This window comes from Actinopolyspora xinjiangensis (assembly GCF_900104475.1).
Lineage (GTDB): Bacteria > Actinomycetota > Actinomycetes > Mycobacteriales > Pseudonocardiaceae > Actinopolyspora > Actinopolyspora xinjiangensis.
Genome location: NZ_FNJR01000004.1, coordinates 255,821 through 281,450 on the forward strand (window position 1 = coordinate 255,821; position 25,630 = coordinate 281,450).

Sequence of the window (25,630 nt, forward strand, 5' to 3'; positions counted from 1 at the left end):
CGGTGGGCGTGGCCGCGAACCGGAAATTACCCCGATCGGCGACCGAACCGCGTCCGGGAGGGACTCGACGAGAGCGGTCTCAGCCCGCGCACCGCCGCACGAACCGCGCGACCGCATCCGGGGTAGCGGCGGGATGCGTGTGCAGGTAGGAGGCGTGGAGCCCGCCGCGCACGAACCCCTCGGTCACAACGTCCCCATCACGCCAGAACCAGGCCGGCTTCTCCCCCACGCCCGGAGTGAGCACGGTGCGGTGGAACTCGTGCCCGGTGACCCGGCTCCCCTCCCGGAAGAGCATCGAGTCACTGGCCGCCACCGCCTCGCGGTACCCGAGCGTGAGCCGGGGCGACATCCGCGCCTCGACGTCCAGCACCCCGCACAACGGATGACCGTCCAGGTTCCGCGCCAGGTACAGCAGGCCCGCGCACTCGGCGTGTACCGGCAGACCTTCGCCGATCCGCTCGGAGATGTCCCGGCGCAGGCCCTCGTTGGCGGACAGTTCGGCGACGTACTGCTCCGGAAAACCACCGGGCAGAACCAGCCCCGAAGTTCCGACGGGCAATCGCTCGGCCCGCAACGGGTCCACCACGGTGACTTCCGCGCCCGCCGCGCACAGCAGTTCGACGTGTTCGGTGTAGCCGAAGGTGAACGCCGGCCCTCCCGCAATCGCTATCCGGGGCGACCGGTCACCACTGAGCACCGGACCACCGAGTGAGGTCTCGGGGCACCACGGTTCGGTGGGGAGCTCGGGGGCCGAGGCGGCGAGTGCGGCCACCTCGTCGAGGTCCACTCCCGAAGCCACCACGTCCGCCATGGCGGACACGGCGTCGGTGGCCTGGGTGCCGTGCTCGGCCGCCGTGACGAGCCCCAGGTGCCGCGAGGGCACGTGCAGCTCGTCGGCACGCCCGAGCACACCGAGCACGTCGATCCCCACGGAGCGCGCCGCGTCCCGCAGCACCCGCTCGTGCCGCGCCGAGCCGACCCGGTTGAAAATCACTCCGCCCAGCCGCAGCCCCGGCTGGAAGGCGCGGAACCCGTGCAGCAGCGCGGCGACGCTCTGGCTCTGCCCCCTGGCGTCCACCACGAGCACCACCGGCGCCTCCAGCAGCGCGGCGACGTGCGCCGTCGAACCGTACGGCGGTACCTCGTCGGCGGTGCCGAGCCGACCGTCGAACAACCCCATGACGCCCTCCACCACGGAGAGGTCGGCCCCCTCGGCGCCGTGGGCGAACAGCGGTGCGACCAGCCCCTCCCCCACGAGCACGGGGTCGAGGTTGCGCCCAGGCGCTCCCGTGGCGACGGCGTGGTATCCGGGATCGATGTAGTCGGGGCCGACCTTGAAACCGGCCACCCTGCCTACCCGCCTCCGCAGCGCCGCCAGCAAGCCGGTCGCCACGGTGGTCTTGCCGTGTCCGGAAGCCGGGGCCGCGACCACAACGCGCGGCCGGGACCCGCTCGTCGTCGCGACCGAGCGGCTCACCACTCGATTCCCTTCTGCCCCTTCTGCCCGGCGTCCATCGGGTGCCTGAGCTTACCGGTCTCCATGGCCAGATCGGCGGCGTCGAGCAGTTGCTGCGGCGCACGGCGGCCGGTGATCACCACGTGCTGGAAGCCCGGACGTCGCCGCAGCGTGTCCACCACCTCCGCCACGTCGACCCAGCCCCAGTGCAGCGGGTAGGTGAACTCGTCGAGCACGTAGAGGTCGTGCTGCTCCCGCTCGATCCGGCGGGCGATCTCGTGCCACCCCTCCAAGGCGGCCTCGGCGTGGTCCTGCTCGGTGGAACGCTTGCGGGTCCAGGACCACCCTTCGCCCATCTTGTGCCACTCGACGGGACCGCCCTCGCCGGTCTCCTCGTGCAGCCTGCCCAGCGCTCGGAAGGCCGACTCCTCGCCGACCCGCCACTTGGCCGACTTGACGAACTGGAACACCCCGATGGACCAGCCCTGGTTCCAGCCCCGCAAGGCCATCCCGAATGCGGAGGTGGATTTGCCCTTCATGTCACCGGTGTGCACCGCGAGCAGGGGGCGGTTCCGACGTTGCCTGGTGGTCAGGCCGTCGTCGGGCACGGAACTCGGTTTTCCCTGTGGCATAGCGAGATCTCCAAAGCGACGATGGTTGTTCCGGTCCGCGATCCCGGCGGTGAGCCGGGCTCCGGAAGTCGGGAGGTCGATGTCGGCGACCGTGCGGTCGGCCGTGCCTCGGCGGGACGCCGCTCTCCGAAGCGGGTCGCCTTCGTGGAAGGAAATTCCGGGAGGACACCTCCCGGGACGGCTCGGCGAGAAGACGCCCTCGCACTCAACCGGCCTGGGGGCACCGGGAGCGCGAGGGCGCTGTGGTCCACCCCTGGGGGTCAGGTGGACACCGCGCATTGTATCAGCAAACATCCCTCGTGCGTAGCCAGCGGTGCGCTCAGGCAGTCGGTTTCACCCGACCGCCGCACCCGCTCCCCGCGCGGCACGCACGACTCCGGCCACGTTGTCGGCGGACAGTTCCTCCAGCCGAAGGTTGGGAGCCCCCAGCACGTAAGCCAGCCGATCCGCCAGTCCGAGTCGGACCGGACCGTTCTCGCAGTCGACGACGACGGAGGAAACGCCCATCTCGTTGAGCAGCGCGGCCGAACGCATCGCGTCGTCGACCGCCCGACGCCCCCTCGTGGCGGCACCGCCCTCGGGGTCCACCCCCACCGTGGCCTTGCCGTCGGTGAGCACGACCAGCAACGGACGGCGGTGGGGATCGCGCATCCGCTCGGTGCGGATCACTTTGCGGGCGGTGAGGAGACCGCCCGCCAGCGGTGTCTTCCCTCCGGTGCTGAGCCTGCGCATACGCGTGGCAGCGGTCTCCACCGAGGAGGTCGGCGGCAGCGCGATCTCGCCGTCCGAGCCCCGGAAGGTCACCACCCCCACCTTGTCCCGCCGCTGGTAGGCATCGCGCAGCAACGCGATGACCGCGCCGCTGACCGCCGACATCCGCTCGCGCGCCGCCATCGAACCCGAGGCGTCCACCGCGAAGAGCACCAGGTTGCCCTCCCTACCCTCGCGCACGGAGTGGCGGAGGTCGGCGGCGTGCAGTCGCAGACCGGGACCGGAACGTCCCCGGGAACGCTGGTGCGGTGCCGCGGCGAGCAGCGTGGCGGGAAGATGAACACCATGCCCGTCCACCGCGGACGGCCGGACCACCTGGCCGGTGCGGGAGCGCGAACGCGAACGCCGTCCCGGTGCTCCCTCCCCCAGCCCGGGGAGCTCCAGCAGACGTGCCCGGAAGGTGGACTCGGAGGCCTCGGAGGTCCGCTCCCGCGGTGCCCGACCGGAGTCGTCGGAGCGGTTCTCGTCCGGACGGTTCGAACCGTTGGACGCGTTGTCGTCCGTGGCACCCTCGGCGGAAGGCGGCTCGTTCGCACCACCGGCCGGGCCGCTGTCGGGTCCCTGCTGGTCGTCCGGCCCTCCGGAGCCACCGCCACCGGGACCGCCGTCCTCGGGGCCCTCGTCGTCCGGTCCTCCCTCGTCCGGCCCCTCCTCGGAGTCGTCCGCACCGGAAGCACCGTCCGAACCGGAGGGAGCGGCATCCACCTCGGAGTCCCGCTGCTCGGCCTCCCCCTCGGCGTCGGCCAGCGCTTGCCGCAGCTGCTGCTCGTCCATGCCGGGCTCGTCGAACGGGTCCCGTCGCCGCCGGTGCGGCAGGGCCAGCCTGGCGGCTGCTTCCACGTCCGTCGCGGCGACGGCCTCCACACCGCGCCACGCTGCGTGGGCCACCGCGGCGCGGGCCAGCACCAGATCGGCACGCATCCCGTCCACCTCGAACGAAGCGCACACGGAGGCGATCCGACGGACCTCGGAGTCGGGCAGCCGGACGGACTCGACGCGGGAACGGGCCTCCGCGATGCGTCGCGCGAGCTCGGCGTCCTCCTCGGCCCACTCCTTGGCGAACCCGACCGGATCGGCCTCGAACCGCAGTCGACGGCGTACCACCTCGGTGCGGGTGTCGACCTCGCGCGAGGCCTCGACCTGAACGGTCAGCCCGAAGCGGTCCAACAGTTGGGGACGAAGCTCCCCTTCCTCCGGGTTCATGGTGCCGACCAGCAGGAAGGAAGAGGCGTGCGACAGCGAGACGCCCTCCCGCTCCACGTGCGAACGGCCCATGGCGGCGGCGTCGAGCAGCAGGTCGACGAGGTGGTCGTGCAGCAGGTTGACCTCGTCAACGTAGAGCACGCCTCGGTTCGCGGCGGCGAGCAGTCCCGGCTGGTACGCGCGCACCCCCTCGGTCAACGCGCGTTCGACGTCCAGGGAGCCGACCAGGCGGTCCTCCGACGCACCCACCGGTAGTTCGACGAGCTGGGCGGGCCGGCGGACACCATCGGAGGTCTCGCCGTGCGGCCCGTCGGGGCAGTCCAGGTCGGGCTCGGCCGGGTCGCAGCCGAACCGGCAGTTCTCGACGACGTCGAGCGCGGGCAGCAGGGCCGCGAGCGCGCGCACGATGGTCGACTTCGCGGTCCCCTTCTCCCCTCGTACCAGCACCCCGCCGATACGCGGGTACACCGCGTTGAGCAACAGCCCCAGTCGCAGATCGTCGTGCCCGACAACCGCGGAGAACGGGTAACGCACGGTGGACGGTGCCGACGTGGCAGCGGTCATCGCTGGTATTCCTTCCTAGGGTCTCGGACGCCCCTGGTTGCGGAACGCGGCGACGGCAGTGTCCTGACTCCCGGATCACGGCGTTCTTCCGGCCTTCCCGGATGCCTCCGGTGGCCAGTCCCGCGGGAAGAACGCTCCCCGGTCACAGTGGCGCCGACCGTGCCGGATTCACACCGGCTTCCTCACCGTCGCTCGCTCGGACCACGTCGCATCCTCGCAGAAGCCCTTCCGGCCACCAAACGTCGTGCCCTATCGCGTTACTCCCGTCACTGTCGGGTCCCGACACATGTCGATGTGCGGTATCCCGTCCTCCTCGTAGGGCTCGCCGCACTCGACGAAGCCGAACGACCGGTAGAAGTCGAGGGCGTAGGTCTGGGCCGAAAGCACCGCGTACGACTTGCGCACCTCGGCCACGGCGGCCCGCATCAACTTCTTGCCTAGTCCCAGCCCCCGGCCGGAAGGAGCGGTGCACACCCGACCGATCCGGTAGGAACCGTCGGGTTCCTCCAGCAGTCGCAGGTATCCGAGCACTCCGTCGTCGGCGGAGTCGATCCAGAAGTGCCGAGTGGATCCTTCGAGATCCCGACCGTCCAGTTCCGGGTAAGGACAGCGCTGTTCCACGACGAAGACGTCCACCCGCAGCCGCAGCATGCGGTAGAGGTCCTCCGGCGCGAGATCGGCCGTGTAAGCGCGGTGCACCGCGGTGGCGAGGGGCTGCAGGTTCACTCCCCAGTACCTATCACACCCCCGCGTGATCCCGGCGGCTCGTGAGGAACGGAAGTAGCGGGCACCACGTCACGACGAACCGTGCGGCGCGGAACGGTTAGAGTTGCTGGCTCCGTCCACCGGCACAGGAAGGAGACGCGGTGACCGCGGAAACGTCCACGGCACTGACAGTGCCCAAAACCGAGCTGCACATCCACATCGAAGGAGCGCTGGAGCCGGAACTGACGTTCGCGTGCGCCGAGCGCAACGGCGTCACCCTGCCGTACGCGGGGGTCGAGGAGCTGCGTGGCAGGTACGAGTTCAGCGATCTGCAGTCGTTTTTGGACCTCTACTACACCGGGATGAACGTGCTGCACCGCGCCGAGGACTTCACCGCGCTGGCGGACAGCTATCTCACCAGGGCGGCCGCCCAAGGGGTCCGGCACGCCGAGATCTTCTTCGACCCGCAGGCGCACACCACTCGCGGGGTCACGCTGGAGACGGTGCTCGACGGGCTGGAGGCCTCGCTGTCGACCAGCGAGGAGCGTTTCGGGATCAGCACCGCCCTGATCGCCTGCTTCCTGCGCGACCGCGGCAGCGCGGAGGCATCCCGGATGCTCGACGAACTACTTGAGCACCGGCAACGCATAATCGGTATCGGCCTCGACTCCGCCGAACTGGGGCATCCGCCGGGGGACTTCGCGGAGGTGTTCTCCCGGGCCCGTCGGGCGGGGCTCCGGCTGGTGGCGCACGCGGGTGAGGAGGGGCCCGCGGACTACGTCTGGCAGGCCCTGGACGTGCTGGGCGTCGATCGGATCGATCACGGTGTTCGAGCCGTCGATGACCCCGAGCTGGTCAAACGGCTGGCGCGCGACCGTGTCCCGCTGACGGTGTGCCCGTTGTCGAACGTACGGCTGCGGGGAGTGGACGAACTCGGTCAGCACCCGCTGCCCCGTCTCGTCGAGGCGGGTGTGGTCACCACGATCAACTCGGACGATCCGAGCTACTTCGGCGGCTACGTGGGTGACAACCTCCGGGCGATCGAGCGGGAGCTGGGATTCGGCGAGGACGCGCTGCGGGAGTTCGCACGCAATTCGGTGGCGGCGGCGTTCCTCGGGGCGGAACGGCGTGAGCGCCTGCTGACCGAGATCGGCTCCGGCTGACCCACGTGGGTTCCCGCCCCGCCCCCGTGACGCACGGCTCCGGGCGGTGGGGCGGGCACGGGCCCCGGCCGAGGTCCCGAGACCCCCGACTCACCCGCTCCGCCGCACCGGGGTCACCGCGCTGATCTCGTCGGCGTAGGTGGCCAGCCGGGTGTAGACCCCCGGAAAACCGGGACGCGCACAACCGCTTCCGAAAGAGACCAACCCCACGAGCCTGCCGTCGACCACGAACGGCCCACCGGAGTCCCCCGCACACGCGTCCTTGCCGCCCCGGGGGAAACCGGCACAGAACATGGCGTCGCGGTCGAAACCACCGTACGCCCGGGCACACCTGCCCCCCGACATCACCGGAAGCCGCACCGAACGCAGCACCGGTGACGCCGGCCTCCGCTCACCGAGGCGGCCCCAGCCGTAGACCGTGCCACGGGTTCCCGGCAGGTAGGGTTCCCGCGCCCCCGGCTCGACCGGTTCGAGGGTCGGTTGGGAGGCCGCGTTGTCCAGGGTGAGCACGGCCACGTCGTGGCCTGTCGTGAAGTGCTCGTAGTCAGGGTGCCGCCAGACCCGCCGCACGGTGATCACCTCTCCCGCGTCGGTGCGCAGGTCGCGGCGGTCGAGCACGACCCGGATGTCGTCACCACCTCTGGGCTCACCGGTTCTCGGGTGGACGGTGCAGTGCGCCGCCGTCACCACCCTGCGCGGCTCGACCAGGGCACCTCCGCAGAAGTGAGCTCCCGAGGAATCGGTGAGCGCGACGGTCCACGGCGCGGTTCCCGACTCGGCCCTGTCACCCCCGACGATCCTGGCCCGCACCTCACTTCCACTCGCCGGCACGGCTTCCGCCGCGGTGGCGGGAGCACCGCACAGCAACGACACCAGGCAGCACACGAGCGCCCGGACGCGCCGCGACGTCGAAGGAGTCGCCTTCCGGCTGTCGTGGGCACCGCTACAACGCAACCGGAGCCTCCAGTCCCATCCGAGCGTGTCGATCTCTGAACGGAACGTATCCACCACTGTTGACTCGCTCACAGGAGGGACAACTCACAGCTGGAACGTAATTTTTTTCGATATTATGGGCAACTGCCGGAAAAGTTGCTGAGATATCAGACCTGATCCGGCTTTAATCCTGAACTGCCAGTTGAATGGTCCATCGGGCGACGAGACGGGGAGCGCGAATCACCCCCGATCGTGTGAAGCCCGATCGGTGTTGGTGGTCGCACCCGTCAGACCAGTGCCGGCGACCCGGCTCGACACGTCACCACGTAAGGAAGGAAGCGGCATGCTGCTGGATCCGGGAACCCTGCCGGGCTTCGTGCTCATCAGCGCGGTGGTGGTCCTCACTCCGGGCGTGGACACCTTCCTGCTGTTGCGGACCTCGATGCGATTCGGGACACGCCCGGGGATGTACACCCTGGCCGGAATACACACCGCGAGCCTGGTCCAGGTGGCGCTGGTGGTATCCGGCCTGGGGGCGCTCGTCGCGAGCAGGCCGGAAGTGCTCTCGGTGATGAAGTGGGTGGGAGCCGCCTACCTGATCTACCTGGCCGGCACGATCCTGCGCGGACTGTGGCGCTCCCGGAGCGGCGGCCCGGAGGCCGCGCTCGACTCGGACCCCGGCACTCCGGACGCCAATCCCTACCTGCGCGGGCTGTTCAGCAACATCACCAACCCCAAGATGCTGCTGTTCAGCCTGGCCTTCCTGCCCCAGTTCGTGGGTGAAGCCACGAACCCGGCCCTGCAACTGACGATGCTGGGGGTCGTCTTCCTGGCACTGGCCGCCGTGTGGGAGCTGGCGATCGTGCTCACCGCTTCCCGGGTGTCGGTCAGGCTGCGGAAACCGAGCGTCCGCAACTCGTTGGACCTGGTCAGCGCGGTCGCTTTCCTCGGAATCTCCGTCGGGCTGGTGGCCGGCTGACCGTCCGGGCGGGCTCTCCTCAGAACCGGGCGCGTATCCGGTCCACGTAGGTCGCCACCTCGGTGTAGACCCCCGGTTTCCCCGGGCGGGCGCATCCGACCCCCCAGGAGACGAGACCGATGAGCTTGTCCCCCACGACCAGCGGCCCTCCGGAGTCTCCCTGGCAGGCGTCCACCCCGCCTTCGGGGTATCCGGCGCACACCATCGCGTTCGCGACGAAGTTGCGACCGTAGGTCGCGGCGCAGTCGGCGTCGGCGATCACCGGAACCGTAGCCCGGCGCAGTCGTTCGGCGGTCTGCCCTCCCTCGAAGCGGGCTCCCCACCCCAGGACGGTGGCCCTGGTGTTCTCGCGGTAGAGATCCTCGTCACTCGGGGTGGCCAACCCGGCGGTGGAACGGGAGAGCGCTCGGTCCAGCGCGAGCACGGCCACGTCGGCTCCCCGGTAAGGAGTCACGTAATCGGGGTGGACCCAGACGTCTCCGACGCCGACCGTCGTACCCTGCTGGCTGTTCTTGTGAGTACGCCCGGCCACCACCCGGAGCCCCGCGGGCCGCCGGTCGACCGCGCAGTGGGCCGCGGTCAGCACTTTGTCGGCGTCGACCAGCGCTCCGCCGCAGAACTGCTGTCCGCTGGAGTCGACCAGATAGACCGCCCAAGGATACTCGGAGACCTCGGCCGGTTCGCCTCCCACGATCGGGCGCGGTGCGGAGGAGCTCATCTCGGGAGGCGGTTGTTCGACCGCCGCCGCTGTGACGGGAAGCACTGCCCAGAGCGCGAGGACCGCGAAGAGCGCTGCCGGGCGACTGGGCCGCACACGTTGTCGCATTCAAAGCTCCCTGTAACCGTCATCGTCCACGGAATCCGACGAAGCGCTGGTCGGGCCTCGCGCATCGGTGGGTCGTTCCCGTCACCGGGCTGTTGCCGTCAGTGTCCAAGACGTCCCCCGAAGCGGCTCGCAAGCAAGCCGAGGCGGGACACCGCATCACCCGATTCGGTGACGAATACGCTGTTGTCGCTCCGAACGGCGAACATGGCGAAACCACGGCTGACCGCTCGCGCCGAGCGCTCCGTCCGAACTCGCGGGCAACGCCCTCACCGGCCGAACCGGCGCACGTGGACGGTGCCGCCACCGGAGCGGTGCCGGTGGTTCCCGCTAGCGGCGGAACCACGGTCCCGGACCGCGCGCTCCGAGAGCCCGGCGGGAGTGGGCACGGCCTGCCACGCGGGGGTGACTACGGTTGGGAGCGGCTGATCTCCGCGCGGCGGTGATCCCTGCCGAGGTGTACCGAACTCCGATCGACGAGAAGGGAAGGCGCAATGAGCCTCGAGCGTCCCATCGATCCCGATCCCTACAGCCTGTTGCCCGAAGTACCATCGTTCACGGTCACCTCGAACGACGTAACCGATGGCCAACCCATGTCCAAGGCGCAGGCTTTCGACGGCATGGGGGCGGGCGGCGACAACATCTCACCCCACCTCGCCTGGCACGGCTTCCCCGAGAGCACGAAGAGCTTCGTGGTCACCTGCTTCGACCCCGACGCCCCCATCCCCGGGGGATTCTGGCACTGGGTGCTCGTCGACGTCCCGGTGTCGGTCACCGAGCTGCCCACCGGTGCCGGGGACCGGAGTGGAAGCGGCATCCCGGAAGGAGCCTTCCACGTGCGCAACGACGTGGGAGAACAAGCGTTCGGCGGAGCGGCCCCGCCGGAGGGCGACCGCCCGCACCGCTACTACTTCGCGGTGAACGCGGTGGACAGTGAAAGGCTCGGTGTCGACAGCACCGCCACACCGGCGGTGGTGAACTTCATGCTCGCCTTCCACACGCTGGGACGTGCCGTGATCGCGCCGACCTACGCGCACTGAGCCGCCGCGACGAGAGCGGTTCCCACTGTCCACCGGTCACGCCGTGCGGCCGACCGCTGTGGTTCCCGGCCCGTCGCCCGAGCACGGCGGGGCCGGGTCCGCTCCGGCCGGTCCACTACTTCCTCTCGCCCGATCCGGGTGCTCCCCCCGGGAGGTGCGGGGTCCGTCGCGAGTGGGACTCCGCCTCCTCCGCCGGGGCGGTTTCCTGCCGCTCATCGCACACGCCGCTGGACACCGTGGACTCCGAGCCGGATTCGACCAATACGCGCAGCCGGTACACCGCGTAGACCCCGCCGAGCGCCAGCGACCAGGGCAGCGCGGCCACGGGGGCACCCAGCAGCAGCGCGGAGGTGGCCAGGGCCAGGCCGACGAGCGAGTCGGCCAGCCGCGGGACGAACACTGCCCGTGCCCTGCGACGAGTGACGAGTTCGGTGGCATAGGGAAGTCCCGCCGCCCACACCGCGAGGTAGGCGACCCAGCCGAACACCGTGGCGGCGTCGACGGTTCTGCCGAACACCAGCGGCGCGAGCAGCACGGCCGCTGTAGCCGACAGCAGCCCACCGAGAACGGTCCCCGCTGCCAGTGACCAGGCGGCCCTGCCGATCGAACGCGGATCACGCCGGTCACCCCCGCGTTCGCGCGCCGCCAGCTTGCCCAACAGCAGACTGCCCGAACCGTTGATCACCACCTGCAGTGGGGCCACGACCAGTCGGGCCAGTTCGAGCACCCCCACCGCGGCCGTGGAAACCACGTTCGCCACCACCAGCCTGGCCGCGAGCAGCGTCAGCGGACGCAACCCTGACTGCAGGGCGCGCCACACCGCGAACTCCGCGAGTCGTGGCAGCTCCGTCCACCCCGGCCGCAGGCCACGCCATTCGACGGCGGGAAGCTGCCACAGCCCCACCAGGACGGTGGCGAGCGCACCGCAGCACATCGAGCCGAACAGCACAGCGGGGGTGGGGCTCCACACCACCGTGGGCAGCGAAGCCAGGGCCAGCGCGGTGACCACCAGACAGCACACGTCGTTGAACAGCAGGGCGCGGAAGGCCACCCGGGCCACGAACAACCTGCGCACGGTTTCCGCGACCAGCTTGCATCCGACCAGCGCGGCGTACAGCGCCGCCGAGCGGATTCCTCCACCCGCGAAGGTCAGCGCCAACACCGCCGCTGCCGTGGTGAACAGCACGATCAGCAGCGACGCCGCGCAGACCAACGCGGCACGGCAGCGCGGCGCGTGCCGGTCGAAAACGGTGAAGCTGTCGCAGACGAATCCGATGTAGAGCGCGTTGACCCCCACCAGCATGGCGAGCAGCACCGCGAACACCCCGTACTGGGACAGCCCCAGCGAGACGGCGGCGATCAGCTGTGCCAACAGACTGGTGGCGGCGGTGACCCCCTGGGACAACACCCCCGCCACACCGTCCCCCAACTGCCCGCGAATCCGTCCGGGGACACGGGAGGAGGTCACTGCCCGTCCCCCCGGCCCGGTACCGCGGAGACCCTGCCCTGGGGCTCGGACTGCTGCTCGGTGAACTGCTGGCTCGTCTGGGAGCTCTGGGAGGCGAACGTGAACACGTACCCGGCGATCTTGCCACCCAACAGCTCGATCCGCTCCCTCGCGCGACGCAACGCGGCCACCGACCGCTCCTTCCGGACGGTGAGCACCACGCCGTCGGCGGCGGGAACCAGGGCGCTGACCTCCGGCGCGGACTCCAGCGGCGGAAGGTCGACCAGAACGAGGTCGTAGCCGCCACGAGCCTCCACCATCGCCCGACGCAGCAGGGAGGAGCGGAAGTAGTCGGGAGCTCCCTCACTGGCACGCCCGGCGGGGATCACGCGGAACTCGATACCGGGCCCCACTTCTATGACCCTGGTCGAAGCGTGCACGGTCGCCGCGCCGGTGGCGATGGGGGCCATGCCGTACCAGTCGTTCTGCAGCGCGACGTTGTGCGAGAGCTCCCTGGTGCGCACCGCCGCGTCCACCACGAGCACGCGGAGTCCGTCCCGCGCCGCCGCTCCGGCCACCTGCAGCACGGTGGTGGTGGCGCCGTCCCCCACCGAGACGCCCGTGACGGCCACCAGTCCGCCCCGGACGGTGTTGCGAAGCACCGAGGAGACGAGTCGGTAGGAGCCCAGCGGCGGAACCACCAGATTGTGCAGCCGTGCGGCCTCGCCCTCGCCGAGCGCCTCCACCTCGCCGAGTAGTGGCTCGTCGGACAGCCGTGCGAGGTCCGCCGCGTCGCGGACCCTGCGGTTGCGATCGGCACGAGCCCAGGCCACGGTCGCGGCCAGCAGCACCCCAACGGCGATACCGACAAGCGCGTCACGCAGCAGGGCGGTGAGCACACCGGAGGAATCGGTCACGGCCTTGTCCACGAAGGACACACCGTCGCCGAACTGCCGGGAGGCGATCTTGATCTCGGTGATGCGCTGGTCGAGCTCACTGATGGTGCGACTGGCGGCCGAGTCCGCCTCCGAAGCGGAGTCAGCGACGTCGGACACGAGCTGTTCACGGCGGCCGCGAAGCGCTTCGAGTGCTTCCTCGGCGGAGCTGGAGACCTCCGCGCGGGACTCGCGCTGGTAGGCCGCGACCACGGCGTTGGCGATCCTCGTCGATCGGCGTGCGTCTCCTATGTCGACGCGCAGGAGTATCGAGTCACCGTTGTCGGAGGCCTTCGCGGTGACCGCCTCACGCAGCTCCTTGATCGTCTCCTGCCCGCCGAGCTGTTCCTGAGCGGCTCCCAGGGTGCGGTCGGAAGTCACGAACAGCGCACGCTGGTTGACGTAACGAACGAAACCGGACTCGCTGGTCACTTCGAAGCCGAGCGCCTGCGCCGAATCGGGGGCCTTGAGCACGATACGCGCCTCGGCCACTCCCGCGCTCCCCACCGTGAGCGCCACGACGAGGCTGAGCAGCACGGTACCGACGACGATCCCGAGCGAACTCCACCGGTATCGCCATAACGCGCCGAGGACGTTCGGGGCGGGCAGCGGTTCGTTCATTGCGGCTCCATTCGACGCGAGGTCGCTCCCCGGCGACAGTCACGATCGAGCGATCAACGGAAACGGTCGACTCGCGCGGCACGACGACGGGGATCACGATAGCCGCCCACCGGTCATCGACCGCTGCGCGGACGGCCGAGGTCCTCGGCACCCGCACGAGTACCGTCCGGGCGGCACGCCACGCCCGGATGGCGGAATCCTACGGCGACCGCCGGATCACGGTGCCACACCCCGAGACGAACACCATGATTACGATAGCGGTGTAACGAACCGCGAGCACTTGACGAGTATCCGGGCGCGTCCGAGAGTTTGGCGAATCGCGAGGTTTCCGCCCCTCGGAGCACGACGGAGTTCTCCCCGACTCCCCGGAGTGCCTCCCCTCACCGCGGAGATCGATTCGAAGGCATCGCGCGGCCCTGCTCCGGGTGACGCGTTCGGAACCGGACGACGAGTACCTTCGACGAAGGAGAGCCTGTGCGCGAACCCGCCTTGCGGAATGCTTCCCGGACCGGGCAGGACCGGACGGACTCGGCATTCCGGGAAGCGTTGCGGCGGCTTCCCGGCGCGCAGAAGTCGGCCAGGGGAGCCCCCGCCTACTCCAGGTTCGTCAACCGCAAGGCGGGCGGTTACCTCGCCGCGATGGCCTATCTGACGGGAGCAACCCCTAATCATGTGACGCTGACGAGCGCGGTGTTCACGTTCGGGGGGATCGTCGCGCTCGCGGCCGCACCACCCTCGTCGCTACTCGGAATACTGGTTTGTCTGGCCCTGTTGCTGGGATACGCACTCGACTCGGCCGACGGGCAGCTGGCCAGGCTGCGGGGTGGGGGAAATCCCGCCGGGGAGTGGCTGGACCACGTGGTGGACAGCGCGAAGATCCCGGCGCTGCACATCGCGGTCCTGCTTTCGACGTTTCGGTTCGCCGAGGCACCGGACCCGTGGTTGTTGGTACCGCTCGGTTTCGCGATAACCGAAAGCGTGCTGTTCTTCGCGATGATCCTCAACGATCAGCTGCGACGAGCGAATCCGAGTGATTCGTCGTCGCCGGAAAGCGGGAATTCCGCGAAAACGGGAGTGAAACGCTCCCTGCTGGTCGCTCCCACCGACTACGGGGTGCTGTGTTTGTGCTTCTTCCTGCTGGGTACGACGGTTCCTTTTCTCACGGTCTACACTGTGTTGTTCGCCGCTCACCTCGGATTCGCGTGTCTGGCCCTGCCGAAGTGGTTCTCCGAGATGGGAGCACTGCGCTCGCCGGAACCGGGTCGGTGAACATGCCGACGATCGGATACGCACCCGGTGCCTACGACATGTTCCACATCGGCCACCTCCGGATTCTGCAGCGGGCGCGCTCGACGTGCGACCGGCTCATCGCGGGGGTGGCCACGGACGAGATGATCCTGCGCGCCAAGGCCAGACGTCCCGTCGTACCCTTCGAGGAACGCCTCGAGATCGTCGCCAGCATCCGACACGTGGACAAGGCCGTGGCCGATCCCTACACGGACAAGTTCCTCTCGTGGCGGCGAATCGGTTTCCACGTCCTGGTAAAGGGTGACGACTGGAAGGACACCGAGCGGGGAGCGGACCTGGAGGACAGACTCGGTGCCGTGGGGGTGAGGATCGTGTACTTCCCGTACACCGCACACGTGTCGAGCACCTCCCTGCGCGACCGGGTATCGGTTCCCGAACTGTGATACCGGCCCCGGCAGCGCTCGGCGCCCCCGACGCGACAACACGATGAGGTCAACCCGACATGTTTCCCCTGGTTCCACGTACCGAAAACCACCGTGCTCGGTTCTCGTCGGCCGTGGGAGCGGTCGTGCTGTGCGCGTGCGCTCTGGTGACGGGCCTCCTGGTGCGCGACAGCTCGGGAACCCCGGAAACGGCCACCCACCACTCGCTGCCGGTTTCCCCCCTTCCCACGGTGCCGGGCACGAGCGCGCCGGTTCCGCCGGACGCGGTCTTCGTCTCCAACGACGGGGAGGACAACGCTCCCGGAACCCGGGGTTCCCCGCTGCGTACCCTCGAAGCGGCCGTCGGGAAGGCGGACCCGTCCGCGACGATCGTGCTCCGGGCAGGCACGTACCGCGAGAGCCTGGGAATAGTCCGCAAGCAGCTGCACATCAGGTCTTTCCCCGGAGAGCAGGTGTGGCTCAAGGGCAGCGAGGTCCTCAGCGGCTGGACCCGCACCGAGCGCGGTTGGCGGCACCGGGGTTGGTCGCCGGAGTACTGCCGGGACTGCTTCCTCCCCGAGATAATCGACTCGAACCACCCGAACGCGGGACTGCCGGACATGGTCTTCCTCGACGGGAAACCGCTGCGGCAGGTGGCCTCGCGGGAGGAGGTCACGGACGGGACGTTCTTCGTCGACCCGGCGGCCGACACCCTGCTGCTGGGTTCCGACCCGACCGGCGAAACCGTCGAGGTGAGCGCGTACCCGTGGTTGCTGCAGTTCGACGGCCCGAGTGCGGCGGGAAGCAGTCTACGAGGGATCGGGATCGCCCACTACGCCGCTCGTCAGGAGTACGGCCGGAAAGGTGCGATGGTGGTGGTCAACGCCGCCGACGTCGTGCTGCGCGACAACGTGTTCGCGTGGTCGGCTTCCAGCGGCGTGGCCGTGTTCGCGCCGAACGCGAAGGTGGACGGCAACATCATCGCCGACAACGGTCTGGTCGGGTTGATGTCGAACCTGGCGCACGACGTGCGGATGGTCGACAACCTGGTACTGCGCAACAACCGGGAGCACTTCGCCCTGTCCGGGCCGGCCATCGGGGCGGGCGGGGTGAAGATGACCCGCACCAAGCGTGCGGTGATCGAGCACAACTCCTTCGTGAACAACATCGGTTCCGGCTGGTGGTGCGATCTGGGCTGCACGGACGCGACGGTCGTGCACAACCTCGCGCGGGAGAACGTCAAGCACGGCCTGTACTACGAGGTCTCCTCGAAGGCGCTGTTCGCATCGAACCTCCTGTTGCGCAACGAGCAGTTCGGCATGAAGATCTCCAGTACCGACCACGTCGGGTTCCGCAACAACACCTTCTGGAACAACCACGGTTCCCTCGGGCTCTACAACGACCCTCGGTCCCCCGAGTTCGATCCCTACAGTCACGAGCTGGGGATGAGTTGGATCACCGCCGACACCCGGATCGTGAACAACCTCTTCGCGGGAACCGCCCACGACGAGCCGTTCATCCGGATGGGCGATAACAAGCCGGAGGAGGTCACCACTCCCGCCTTCGTGTCGCGCGGCGACGGCAACGTCTACCTGCGTGGCGACGAGCCCTACCTCGCGGAGTGGTACCACGGCGACGGCGAACGCGACAGGTTCCGATCGCTGGACGAACTGAACGAGGCCACCGGGCAGGGCGAACACAGCGTCTCGGAACGCACCGATCGACACCCGTTCCGCGCCCCGGACAACGGTGACTACCGGCTGCGCGCCGGTGCGCCGGGCAAACAGGGCGGCCGCCCGCTGCCTCGGGAAGTGGCGGAGAGGATCGGGGTGCCGCAGTTCCAACACCCCGACGTGGGGCTGTTGACGCAGCCGGGAGCACGCGAAGGGTGATCCGGCGGAGTTCGTCCGCCCGGTCGTCCGGCAACGCTCCCTCGGCGGAACTTCCCACTGGTCCCAGCGGTTCCCAGAACTCGCGGGAAGAAGCGAAGCGGCCGGTCCGTCCCGCGGGGGACGGACCGGCCGCTCAACGGTCGCTCACCAGTCGGTACTGCCTCGCGGTGAACCGATGGAGGCTCCGTCGGCGTCGACGGCCCTGATCCAGTACTCCGTGCTCCCGCCAGGAGCATCGGTGTCGGTGAACCGCATGGTCGGCAACGACCACGGCCAGGACTCCTTCGTCACGGTGTGGATCGGTTCGGACTCGCCGACCCGAATCACCTCGTAGCGGATGGAACGGTTCTGCGCGTCCCAGGTTCCGGTCCACTCGATCGTGACGTCACCACTCAGCCACTCACGTCGCACGTCCGGAGCCCGGAACGGGATCTGCGGTCCGTTGTTGACCGCGTCCGGGACCGAACGCGCGGCGAAACGGGTCAGCGACTGCTGCCGCTCACCGTTGACCGTGGTGAACTCACCACCGACGACGACGTACTCCGAGTTCGCCTCGATCGCCCACGTGCCGTTCTGCCAGGGGCTGTCCTCGGGACCACCGTTGGTGTTGGGCAACCAGGGCAGCAGCTCCGGAACAGGGTCGCCCTCAGCCACGTGATTCGTGTCGCGGGGTGCCGTGCCGGTGGCCCCGGCGGTCTCCGCGGTCAACCGCTGGTAGTCGATCGGCCCGTCCTCCGGGATGGCGTCCAACGCGGCGCACGCGTGGGTGTGGGAAGCCGCGTAGACCACTCCTTCGGACACCGCGACCGACTGGGTGTCGCCGTAGCAGCCGTCCATCCAGACCGTGGACCCGTCCTCGATGCGCACGGCACCACGGCCCTCGAACCGATCGACGTTGCCGCCGTCCCAGTTGTACGAGCCGATGTAGGCCCGCCCACTGCCGTCGGTGTCGATGTCGGTCACCACGTCCGCGGCGGAGGGCGCTTCCCACTGCCAGGGGACATCGGCGCCGGTCGTGTCGTCGACAGCCGTCAACGCGACGTGGGACCGCCCGTTGACGTTGTCGAAAGCACCACCGATGAGTGTGCGCCGCTGCTCCGGCGCCGCCAGCAGGCTGTGCACCGTGGCGTCGGCCGTGGGAGACCACGGAAGCAGCTCACCCGAAGTGGACACCGCGGCCAGCCTGGTGCGATCGGTGCCGTCGACGCTGTCGAAGGCCCCGCCCAGGTAGACGGTGTCCTCGGTGGCCGACAGCGCCCGAACACGACCGGCGACCCTGGGGTCGAACCCGTCGACCAGCGTGCGGTCGGCCGGGTCGAAGGCGGCCAGCCGGGAACGCCACCGATCGTTGATCCGGTCGAAGTCACCACCGACGTAGACCCTGCTGTCATCGGGTGCCGCGGTGACGTTGAAGACCGTGTCACACCGCCAACGGTTCTCGCCGAGCGAGTCGCACAGCGGTCCGGGATCGGCACTGGACTCGAACTCGGTGGAGGTCACCGAGGGAGACCAGTCGAGCAGTTCGCCGGTTCCGAGGTCGAAGGCGAGCAGGTTGTCCCTGGTCACCTCACCGGCACCGCCAGGGGCGACCCCCGCGGGACGGGCCTTGCTGAAATGGCCGCCCGCGTAGACGGTGTCACCCACGATCGCCATCGAAAGCACGATCCCGTCGGTCTGCGGAGTGGGCAGCGCACCGGCCGTGACCGGCTGCGGTGGCTGCTCGGCCGCTCCCGCCGTGGGAACGGTCAACAGCCCCAGCCCGACGATCCCGGCCATAGCCGCACCGACTCTTCGGCTACGACGTAACATCTCACTCCTCTCTGTCAGGTTGGCTTCGCCACGCCTGCCCGCGTCCGGCCGCTTCCCGGCCGAACAGGCGCGACGCTCTCCCGGTTGACGGGGAGCCCCGAGAGACACGTAGCCGCTCCGCGAGTTCGGCGTAGTCACGTGCCACAGCGTCCCAGTCGTAGTTGTGCCGGAGCTCGGCGAGCTGCCCCCGCCCCCGGTCCACGGTGTCCTGCGGGCGCTCCTCCGCGCGGTCGAAACACTCGGCCAGCGACGCTGGGTCGGTGAAATAGGCGCCGTACTCCCCCAGGACCTCCCGGTTGAACGGCACGTCGAAGGCCGAGACCGCCGTGGCGGCCCCCATCGCACGCAGCAACGAAGGATTGGTGCCGCCGACCGAGTGACCGTGCACGTAGGTCAGCGCGTTGGCGTAGAGTTGATCGAGCGCGCGCTGGTCCCAGACCGCCCCCAGCAACCTCACGCCAGCGCCGCGCGAGGCGAGCCCTCGGACACGGGCGGTGTAGGCGTCCGAGTAAGGGGCCTCCCCCACGACCACCAGCGGGCGTACGGCGCCGCTGCGGTTGTATCCGGCCACGGCGACGTCCACGTGGTTCTCCGGTTCGAAACGCGCCACCACCAGGTGGTACTCCCCCGCACGCAATCCGTGCTCGGCCAGGGTGTCGGCACCGACGGTGTCCAGCACGGGAGCTCCGTAGGGAATGTATTCCGTCTTGATCCCGAAACGCTCCGCGTAGTACTCCTGGATGCCACGGGAGTCGGCGATCAACGCATCGGACCAACGAACCGCCGCCGCCTCCGCGGCGCGGTAGTAACGCGACCCCACCTTTCCCCACTTGGCGCGCTTCCACTCCAGACCGTCGACGTGAGTGACGACCGGCACGCCCCTGGCACGCAGCAAGGGGAGAAACGGCGCGTTCGCGGCGTTGAACACCACGGCCACATCCGGTGGATTCGGTAACGCGTGACCCACCGACACGCCGGTGTGGCTCAACGTCTCCAGGGTCTTCCTGCGAACAGCGGGCAGCCGCACCAGCTTCATCCCCAGGTGTTCGGTGCTCCGTTCGAGGTCGTTGCCGTCACGGCAGTAGACGGTTACCTCGTGGCCCAACCGGACCAACCGTTTGCCGACTTCCTCCACACAGGTTTCGAACCCGCCGTATCGCGCGGGAACACCCCGTGTTCCGAACATCGCTATGCGCATCGCCGTCCAATCACATCGCACCTCCACGTCGTGGTTCGGCAACCAATGGTGCGGGTACACGAACCGCTGGATAAGCTCGCGGTACCGGTTCGTTACAGGATCTCTCCCGACGCGCGCCGTCGCCGCCCACCTCCAGGCCGGGAAAACCCTTCACCACGACCGAAGCCCAACACACCGGACGGGGCTGGTAAAAACTCGTTCCGCAACACTTCCAAGACGAGGGTTCCCGTGCTCGACTACCGTCACTTCCTGACCGACGCGCCCGGCTCCCGCTCCGACAGGGACACCTGGCGACTGGTCGCGTGCGCACTGGCTTTCATCGTAGCCAGCGAGTACGAATTCCGAATCCGCAGTCAGGACCAATCCATCTCCGGCAATCCGGACTTCTTCGTGCTGCTGGAGATCGCCACCTACGGAGTGGTCGCCTGTTGGCTGTTCCTTCGTTTCCGACCGGCGCCGAGGCTCACGACGGCCCACTGGACGACGCTGGCCGCCTACGGCTACATCGCGACACTGTTTTTATCCACAGTGTACTCACCGTACTTCGAGATGGCGTTGGTGCGGTCCTGCCAGATGGCGATCATTCTGGCGCTGACGCGTTCGACGGCACGGCACTCGAACCGCGCGAGCATGCACTGCTTCGCGCACGCCTACAGCGCACTGATCACCGCCTCGGTGATCTTCGGCGTACTGGTCCCGTTCCCGCGTAGAGAGAGCCAACCGGATCGGTTCACCTGGCTGTACCTGCACCCCGTAGCGGCGGGTCAGCTGTTGGCGATCGCCGTGATCGTACTGGCGAGCTACATCATCGGCAGGCGCAACACCCGGATCGGCCCCCGATGGCCGCTCGGGGTCTATCTGGGAATGCTGGCCGTCTGCGCGGGTGGCCTGGTGGCGACGAACACGCGGGGCGCCGCGCTGGCCGCCGCCGTGGGATCGGTGACGGCGCTGTGGCTCAGGTGGCGGGGAACCCGCCGACTGGAGATCACCGCCTTCCTCTCGGTCGGCGCGCTGGCGGTGGGACTGGCAGCCGCCCCCGCCATCGCGGGATTCTTCACTCGGGGACACTCGATGTCGCGACTGATGACCCTCAACGCCCGCACCGAGTTGTGGGGCTACGCGTTGGAAGCCTTCGCACAACGGCCGCTGTACGGGCACGGCCAGAGCGCCACGCGTGGTCTCTTCCTCGACGAGATGGGTCTCGGCGGTGGGCACAACGCCGTGATAAACCTGCTGGTCAACAGTGGTTTGCTCGGCCTGGTCGCGTGGTCGGCACTGGTGATCGGCGTATTCGTCAACAGCGCACGCGCCAAACGGCTGACCCCGGAACCACGAGTGGACCGCACCATCATCATCTCGGTCTCGCTGGGGATGCTGGCCAATTCGGTGTTCACCGAAGCCCTCGGGGCTCCGGCCAACGCGGCGGCCGTCTGGTTGCTGATGCTGGCGGCCTGGGCCGGCATGCTCCGGGACGAAGCCGACGGTGCGAGCCGAACAGTGTCCACGGCCGCGCGGTGACAACGACGAGACCCTCCACTCCTCCCCGCTCCGAACGGCGGGGGCGCGACGATGGGAGCAGTAGATGATCCGGCCGTCCTCGAAAGGCCTGCCCACGAGCCGGAAAGCACCGGCCGAGCCCCGCCCCACCCACCGGGAAGCGGGAAACCCCCTGCTGCTCGTGCACCCCTCGGCCGAGTTGTACGGCTCCGATCGGGTCTTTCTCGAATCCGTGCGGGCCCTGACCAGCGCGGGAAGACGGGTGGTCGTGGTGCTGCCCGAGCACGGCCCCCTGGCTGACCACCTCCGGCGGAGCGGAGCCAGGGTGCTCCACCGCCGGACCGCGGTGCTCCGCAAGAGCGTCCTGAGCCCTCGCGGCATGCTCACCTTCCTGCTGGACTGCCTGACCTCGCTGCCAGGCACGCTCCGGCTGCTGCGGCACCGATTCGACGCCGTCTACATCAGCACGATCACCGTTCCCGTATGGACGTTGTCGGCGGCGGCGCTGGGCCACCGCGTGGTGACCCACGTGCACGAGGCGGAGGAGACACCGCCGCTACCGGTACGGGCGGGACTGGCGCTGCCACTACTGGCGTGCCGGGAGGTCGTGGTCAACAGTCGTGCCGCGGCGAACGCGCTGCACCGGAGCATCCCACCACTGCGGAACAGGACGAAGGTGGTCTACAACGGTGTACCCGGGCCCGATCCGGCCCCGGAGGCTCCGAGCGAGCGGCCGCGACGGCTCGTCCTGGTCGGCAGGCTCTCACCACGCAAGGGGACGGACACGGCGGTACGCGCCACGGCGCTGCTCCGCGAACGCGGACACCCCGTCACGCTGGATCTGGTCGGTTCGGTGTTCAACGGCTACGAATGGTTCGAACGCGAGGTGCGGGAGCTGATCGCTGAGCTGGGGCTGCCGGACGCCGTGGCGTTGCACGGCTTCGACTCCGCTGTCTGGCACCACTACGCCCGGGCCGACATCGCGCTGGTGCCCTCCCGGTTCGAACCGTTCGGCAACACCGCGGTGGAGGCCCAGCTGGCGGGGGTTCCGGTCGTGGTCACCGATGTCCAGGGGCTTCCCGAAACGGTCGGTGACGGCAGGCGGGGCCACATCGTCGCGGCAGACGACCCCGAGGCGCTCGCGGACGGGATCGAACGGCTGCTGCGCGACTGGTCCAGCGCGACGGAGCGTGCGGAACACGCCCGTCGGGAGGCCGCGGAGCTGTTCGATCCCGCCCGTTACCACGATTCGATACGCGAGCTGCTCGTCGGACCCGACCACCGGTAGGGCTCCGCCGCGCGGGGCCGACCGCCTCGTGGCGAGAGCACTCGCGACATCGCACCACGCTGGCCCGCGCCGAAACCGTGGTCGCGGAGTCCGCCGGACAGGCCCCGCCCCACCCCGGACCGGACCGCTCAGCTCCGATCCGCGAAGGGGCCGTCGGCGGTGAGGACGAACCGGTGAAAGCGTTCGCCGATGCGGCGATGGGCGGCGGCGTCCGGGTGGAGCTGATCGGGCAACGGCAGCTCCTCGAAGTCGACCGCACCGTAGAGCTCCCTGCCGTCGAGGTAGTGCAGGTTCGGGTCGTGCACGGCCCGCTCCCGCACGATGCGCTCCAGCTCCTCCCGGATGACGTTCAGGGTGAGCTTCCCGTTCTCGCGTTCCGCCGGATCACCTGCCGCCCGAAACCGCGGTTTCCCACCACCGAGGTCGGTGAAGTCGGGGAAGCTGGGCCCGGGGGGTGTCCTCGTGGATCGGGCAGTGTATGGGTGAAACGACCAGCAACGACGCCGAGGGGTGTCCGTCGCGGACGGTGTCGAGGAAGCCGTGGACGGCCGGAACGAGGGCGCGCCCGCGTATCAGGGCGGTATTGATCAGATTGATGCCGATCTTGACGCTGATCAGATCCGCGTTGGTCTCGCGCAGCGTGCGGGCGGTGAACGGGTCGAGAAGCGCGCCGCCACTCGGTCCCAAGTTGATCAACTCCACCCCGGCGGTGGCGGCGGCGACCGCGGGCCAGGTGCTGGTCGGGCCCGCCGCGTCGGAACCGTGGCTGATCGAGCTGCCGTGGTGCAGCCACACGCCGCGGCCGCTGTCCGCCACGAGCTCGGTGGTCTCGTCGTGCGGCAACCAGATCTCGACGTCCTTCTCGCGTGCGGGCAGGCCGGTGAAGGAGAGGGTGCCGACCTCGCCGGGACGGTTCTCGGTGGCTCCGGTGGTCATGTCGATGACCAGAGTGTCACCGCCGCCCACGGGAGAACCGTCGACGAGCAGTTCGTAGACACCGTCCGGACGTGGTGGCAGTCCCGCGTAGACCCGTTTGGTGGGCACCGTGTCCAGTTCGACCGCGGTGGCGTGGCCGCGGAACTTCAGCCGGACCCCGGAGGGCTGGGTCTCGGCCATCGCGAGCTGTGCGTCGGCGCCGCGCTGTCAGCCCGGTGCGCACCCTGCTCTCCCCTGTTCGACGAGAACTGTCCTACATTCGCCTAAAAGCTTCAGGCGACCGACGCGTTCCAGAGCACTGACCTCGTGGGATACACGGGACCGACGAGAAGACCAGCAGCCCTGGGAGGGAGCGCGGGAGAACGGTGACGACAGCGGCCGGAGTCCCGTGTCACCGGATTCGCGAGCGGCGCCGCTCCGTCGAAGCGGGGATCGCGGCCTCAGTACGCCCCTTCCTTGGTCACCACCGCCCGCACCGTCTTCCAGAGGATCATCCCGTCCAGGGTCAACGACCAGTTCTCCACGTACCGCAGGTCCAGCCGGACGCTCTCGGCCCACGAGAGGTCACTTCGACCGCTGACCTGCCACAGCCCCGTCATCCCGGGACGCACCAGAAAACGGCGGTGCATCTCCGGCTCGTAGGACTCGGCCTCGTTCGGCAGCGGTGGGCGGGGACCGACGAGTGACATGTCGCCGAGGAGAACGTTGAACAGCTGAGGCAGTTCGTCCATGGAGTAGCCCCGCAGCAGGGAGCCGATTCGGGTCATCCGGGGATCTCGCCGCGACTTGAACAGCGGACCGGCCCCCTCGTCGGTCACTTCCTCACCGAGCGTCGAGCGGTCGGCACCGGTGACCATGGTCCGGAACTTCAGCATCGTGAACACGCGGCCGTTGTGACCGACCCGCCGCTGGCGGTAGAAGACCGGCCCGGCACTGTCGGCCTTGATCACGACGGCGATCAGGAACAACAACGGGGACAGCAACAACAGCAACAGCAGCGCGCCGACTCTGTCCACGGTGAACTTCACGAACAGGCGAGGCCCCGTCAACACCGGTTCGCTCAGCCGCAGCAGCGGCATGCCGAGCACCTCGGACACGTGCACTCTGGGACCGGCGATGTCCATCAGCACCGGCGCCACCACCATCTCGGTGGCGGTCCCCTCCAGCTCCCAGGACAACCACTGCAGCCGACTGCGGGTCCAGTACCGGTCGGCGCTGATCATCACGGCGCGATAGGCGTCCTCCCGCGCGCTGCGAGCCACCTCGTCGAGGTCGCCGACCACCGGAACGGAATCGATCTGTTCGACGTCCGCCCCGTCTCCCGAGCTTCCGGCGGTGCACACCGCGCGGATCTGCCAGCCGAGATGGGACTCCCTGCGGGTACGCGCGATCAGATCGCGCAGCGCCTCGGGGTGGCCGGCCGCGACCACGGGCAGCATGCATTGGCCGACGGCCCTCCTGCGGTGCAGTAGCTTGCGCAGCACGTAGCGCTGCAACAGACACAGCACGGCGGCTCCGGGAAGCACGACGAAGATCCAACCACGCAGCTCGCCGACGCCGGTGGCGACCGCACCGAAGGCCAGCAGCACGGCGGCGATGAGCAACGCCCTGCCCAGTCGGTGGAACTCCTCGGCTCCCTGGCCGAGGATCCGGTGATCCCAGGCCGGAACGAGTGCGGTGAGCAGTGCGGCAGCGGTGACCGTGGCGAACAGGACGGTCTGCCAGGACTCCGGCGGAGTGGAGAACACCGCCGCCCCCGCCACCGCCACCCCGGTGGCGACGACATCGCCGAGGGCGACCACCAGCCGGTAACGGCGTTCCCAGGGAAGCACCCGAGTTCCGTACGACCTGCGTCCCCTCTCACGAGTCCGACCAGGTCCGGGCCGGAGAGTCGTCGGACCGGAGGGCTCGGGCGGGGGAATCGCCTCTCGTAGCTCGACAGGTCGGGTTCGTCGCCCCGAGGATAGCCGCATTCGTACTCCACTCACCACGAACGCACGGGCCGAGCAACGGCCCGGGGAATCTCCGGATTCCGATGTCGCGGGGACGTTCGACTTGCTGTTCCCCC

Annotated in this window: 19 protein-coding genes, 1 pseudogene and 1 riboswitch; of the genes and pseudogenes, 8 read left to right on the forward strand and 12 right to left on the reverse strand. The window is 69.1% G+C overall.

All coding sequences use genetic code 11. The features are described 5' to 3' along the window. Window positions 1-79 precede the first annotated feature (79 nt). The 4 genes from BLQ75_RS08180 to BLQ75_RS08195 form a co-directional block, all read right to left on the reverse strand. Window positions 80-1,477 (reverse strand): cobyrinic acid a,c-diamide synthase CobB, encoded by a 1,398-nt coding sequence (locus BLQ75_RS08180; protein WP_092600244.1) that lies wholly within the window; start codon window positions 1,475-1,477, stop codon window positions 80-82. Continuing rightward, entirely contained in the window at window positions 1,474-2,088 is a 615-nt protein-coding gene (cobO, locus tag BLQ75_RS08185) for a cob(I)yrinic acid a,c-diamide adenosyltransferase (protein WP_092600247.1), read from the reverse strand. Before cobO ends, BLQ75_RS08180 begins: the two co-directional genes overlap by 4 nt. 333 nt (window positions 2,089-2,421) lie before the next feature. Further along, on the reverse strand, window positions 2,422-4,626 hold the full coding sequence (locus BLQ75_RS08190) for a VWA domain-containing protein (RefSeq protein ID WP_092600250.1): 2,205 nt from the start codon (window positions 4,624-4,626) through the stop codon (window positions 2,422-2,424). A 57-nt stretch (window positions 4,627-4,683) separates the two neighbouring features. Beyond that, window positions 4,684-4,809, reverse strand: a riboswitch (cobalamin riboswitch). 66 nt (window positions 4,810-4,875) lie between these two features. After that, on the reverse strand, window positions 4,876-5,352 hold the full coding sequence (locus BLQ75_RS08195) for a GNAT family N-acetyltransferase (RefSeq protein WP_092600253.1): 477 nt from the start codon (window positions 5,350-5,352) through the stop codon (window positions 4,876-4,878). A gap of 140 nt (window positions 5,353-5,492) precedes the next feature. Here BLQ75_RS08195 and BLQ75_RS08200 point away from each other — a divergent pair, with 140 nt between their 5' ends. After that, window positions 5,493-6,494 carry an adenosine deaminase gene (locus BLQ75_RS08200; protein ID WP_211481236.1) on the forward strand — a complete coding sequence of 334 codons (1,002 nt, stop codon included), beginning with the start codon at window positions 5,493-5,495 and terminating at the stop codon, window positions 6,492-6,494. 90 nt (window positions 6,495-6,584) lie between these two features. Here the strand turns inward: BLQ75_RS08200 and BLQ75_RS08205 are convergent, their stop codons facing one another. Then, entirely contained in the window at window positions 6,585-7,448 is an 864-nt protein-coding gene (locus BLQ75_RS08205; RefSeq protein WP_092600527.1) for a S1 family peptidase, read from the reverse strand. A gap of 322 nt (window positions 7,449-7,770) precedes the next feature. On the opposite strand from BLQ75_RS08205, the gene BLQ75_RS08210 reads away from it, so the two are divergent. Next, entirely contained in the window at window positions 7,771-8,406 is a 636-nt protein-coding gene (locus tag BLQ75_RS08210; RefSeq protein WP_092600256.1) for a LysE family translocator, read from the forward strand. A 19-nt stretch (window positions 8,407-8,425) separates the two neighbouring features. Here the strand turns inward: BLQ75_RS08210 and BLQ75_RS08215 are convergent, their stop codons facing one another. Next, window positions 8,426-9,232, reverse strand: a complete 807-nt coding sequence (locus BLQ75_RS08215; protein ID WP_092600259.1) for a S1 family peptidase — start codon at window positions 9,230-9,232, stop codon at window positions 8,426-8,428. A gap of 491 nt (window positions 9,233-9,723) precedes the next feature. On the opposite strand from BLQ75_RS08215, the gene BLQ75_RS08225 reads away from it, so the two are divergent. After that, window positions 9,724-10,269 carry a YbhB/YbcL family Raf kinase inhibitor-like protein gene (locus BLQ75_RS08225; RefSeq protein ID WP_092600265.1) on the forward strand — a complete coding sequence of 182 codons (546 nt, stop codon included), beginning with the start codon at window positions 9,724-9,726 and terminating at the stop codon, window positions 10,267-10,269. Window positions 10,270-10,384: 115 nt separating this feature from the next. Here the strand turns inward: BLQ75_RS08225 and BLQ75_RS08230 are convergent, their stop codons facing one another. Further along, a complete protein-coding gene (locus BLQ75_RS08230; RefSeq protein WP_211481237.1) occupies window positions 10,385-11,737 on the reverse strand; it encodes an MATE family efflux transporter in 1,353 nt (450 codons plus the stop codon). Continuing rightward, window positions 11,734-13,272, reverse strand: a complete 1,539-nt coding sequence (locus tag BLQ75_RS08235; RefSeq protein ID WP_092600268.1) for a cellulose synthase operon protein YhjQ/BcsQ — start codon at window positions 13,270-13,272, stop codon at window positions 11,734-11,736. The genes BLQ75_RS08230 and BLQ75_RS08235 overlap by 4 nt, the downstream gene beginning before the upstream one ends. A gap of 474 nt (window positions 13,273-13,746) precedes the next feature. On the opposite strand from BLQ75_RS08235, the gene BLQ75_RS08245 reads away from it, so the two are divergent. From BLQ75_RS08245 to BLQ75_RS08255, 3 genes are all read left to right on the forward strand, one after another. Beyond that, window positions 13,747-14,541: a CDP-alcohol phosphatidyltransferase family protein gene (locus tag BLQ75_RS08245; RefSeq protein WP_244515330.1), complete on the forward strand. Its 795-nt coding sequence runs from the start codon at window positions 13,747-13,749 to the stop codon at window positions 14,539-14,541. A 2-nt stretch (window positions 14,542-14,543) separates the two neighbouring features. Then, entirely contained in the window at window positions 14,544-14,963 is a 420-nt protein-coding gene (locus BLQ75_RS08250; protein WP_092600273.1) for an FAD synthase family protein, read from the forward strand. A gap of 146 nt (window positions 14,964-15,109) precedes the next feature. After that, window positions 15,110-16,834 carry a right-handed parallel beta-helix repeat-containing protein gene (locus tag BLQ75_RS08255; protein ID WP_244515331.1) on the forward strand — a complete coding sequence of 575 codons (1,725 nt, stop codon included), beginning with the start codon at window positions 15,110-15,112 and terminating at the stop codon, window positions 16,832-16,834. Window positions 16,835-16,978: 144 nt separating this feature from the next. On the opposite strand, the gene BLQ75_RS08260 is transcribed toward BLQ75_RS08255, so the two are convergent. Next, a complete protein-coding gene (locus BLQ75_RS08260; protein WP_244515332.1) occupies window positions 16,979-18,610 on the reverse strand; it encodes a hypothetical protein in 1,632 nt (543 codons plus the stop codon). A gap of 34 nt (window positions 18,611-18,644) precedes the next feature. Further along, on the reverse strand, window positions 18,645-19,841 hold the full coding sequence (locus BLQ75_RS08265) for a glycosyltransferase (RefSeq protein ID WP_092600279.1): 1,197 nt from the start codon (window positions 19,839-19,841) through the stop codon (window positions 18,645-18,647). 228 nt (window positions 19,842-20,069) lie between these two features. Here BLQ75_RS08265 and BLQ75_RS08270 point away from each other — a divergent pair, with 228 nt between their 5' ends. Both BLQ75_RS08270 and BLQ75_RS08275 read left to right on the forward strand, forming a co-directional pair. Beyond that, window positions 20,070-21,359: an O-antigen ligase family protein gene (locus tag BLQ75_RS08270; protein WP_092600281.1), complete on the forward strand. Its 1,290-nt coding sequence runs from the start codon at window positions 20,070-20,072 to the stop codon at window positions 21,357-21,359. A 64-nt stretch (window positions 21,360-21,423) separates the two neighbouring features. Then, window positions 21,424-22,626, forward strand: coding sequence for a glycosyltransferase (locus BLQ75_RS08275; protein ID WP_092600283.1), 1,203 nt, complete (start codon window positions 21,424-21,426; stop codon window positions 22,624-22,626). A 128-nt stretch (window positions 22,627-22,754) separates the two neighbouring features. Here the strand turns inward: BLQ75_RS08275 and BLQ75_RS08280 are convergent. After that, window positions 22,755-23,742 (reverse strand): annotated as a pseudogene (locus tag BLQ75_RS08280) (SGNH/GDSL hydrolase family protein). Window positions 23,743-24,002: 260 nt separating this feature from the next. After that, complete coding sequence (locus tag BLQ75_RS08285) at window positions 24,003-25,535, reverse strand: sugar transferase (protein WP_092600284.1); 1,533 nt, start codon at window positions 25,533-25,535, stop codon at window positions 24,003-24,005. Between the last annotated feature and the right edge of the window lie 95 nt (window positions 25,536-25,630).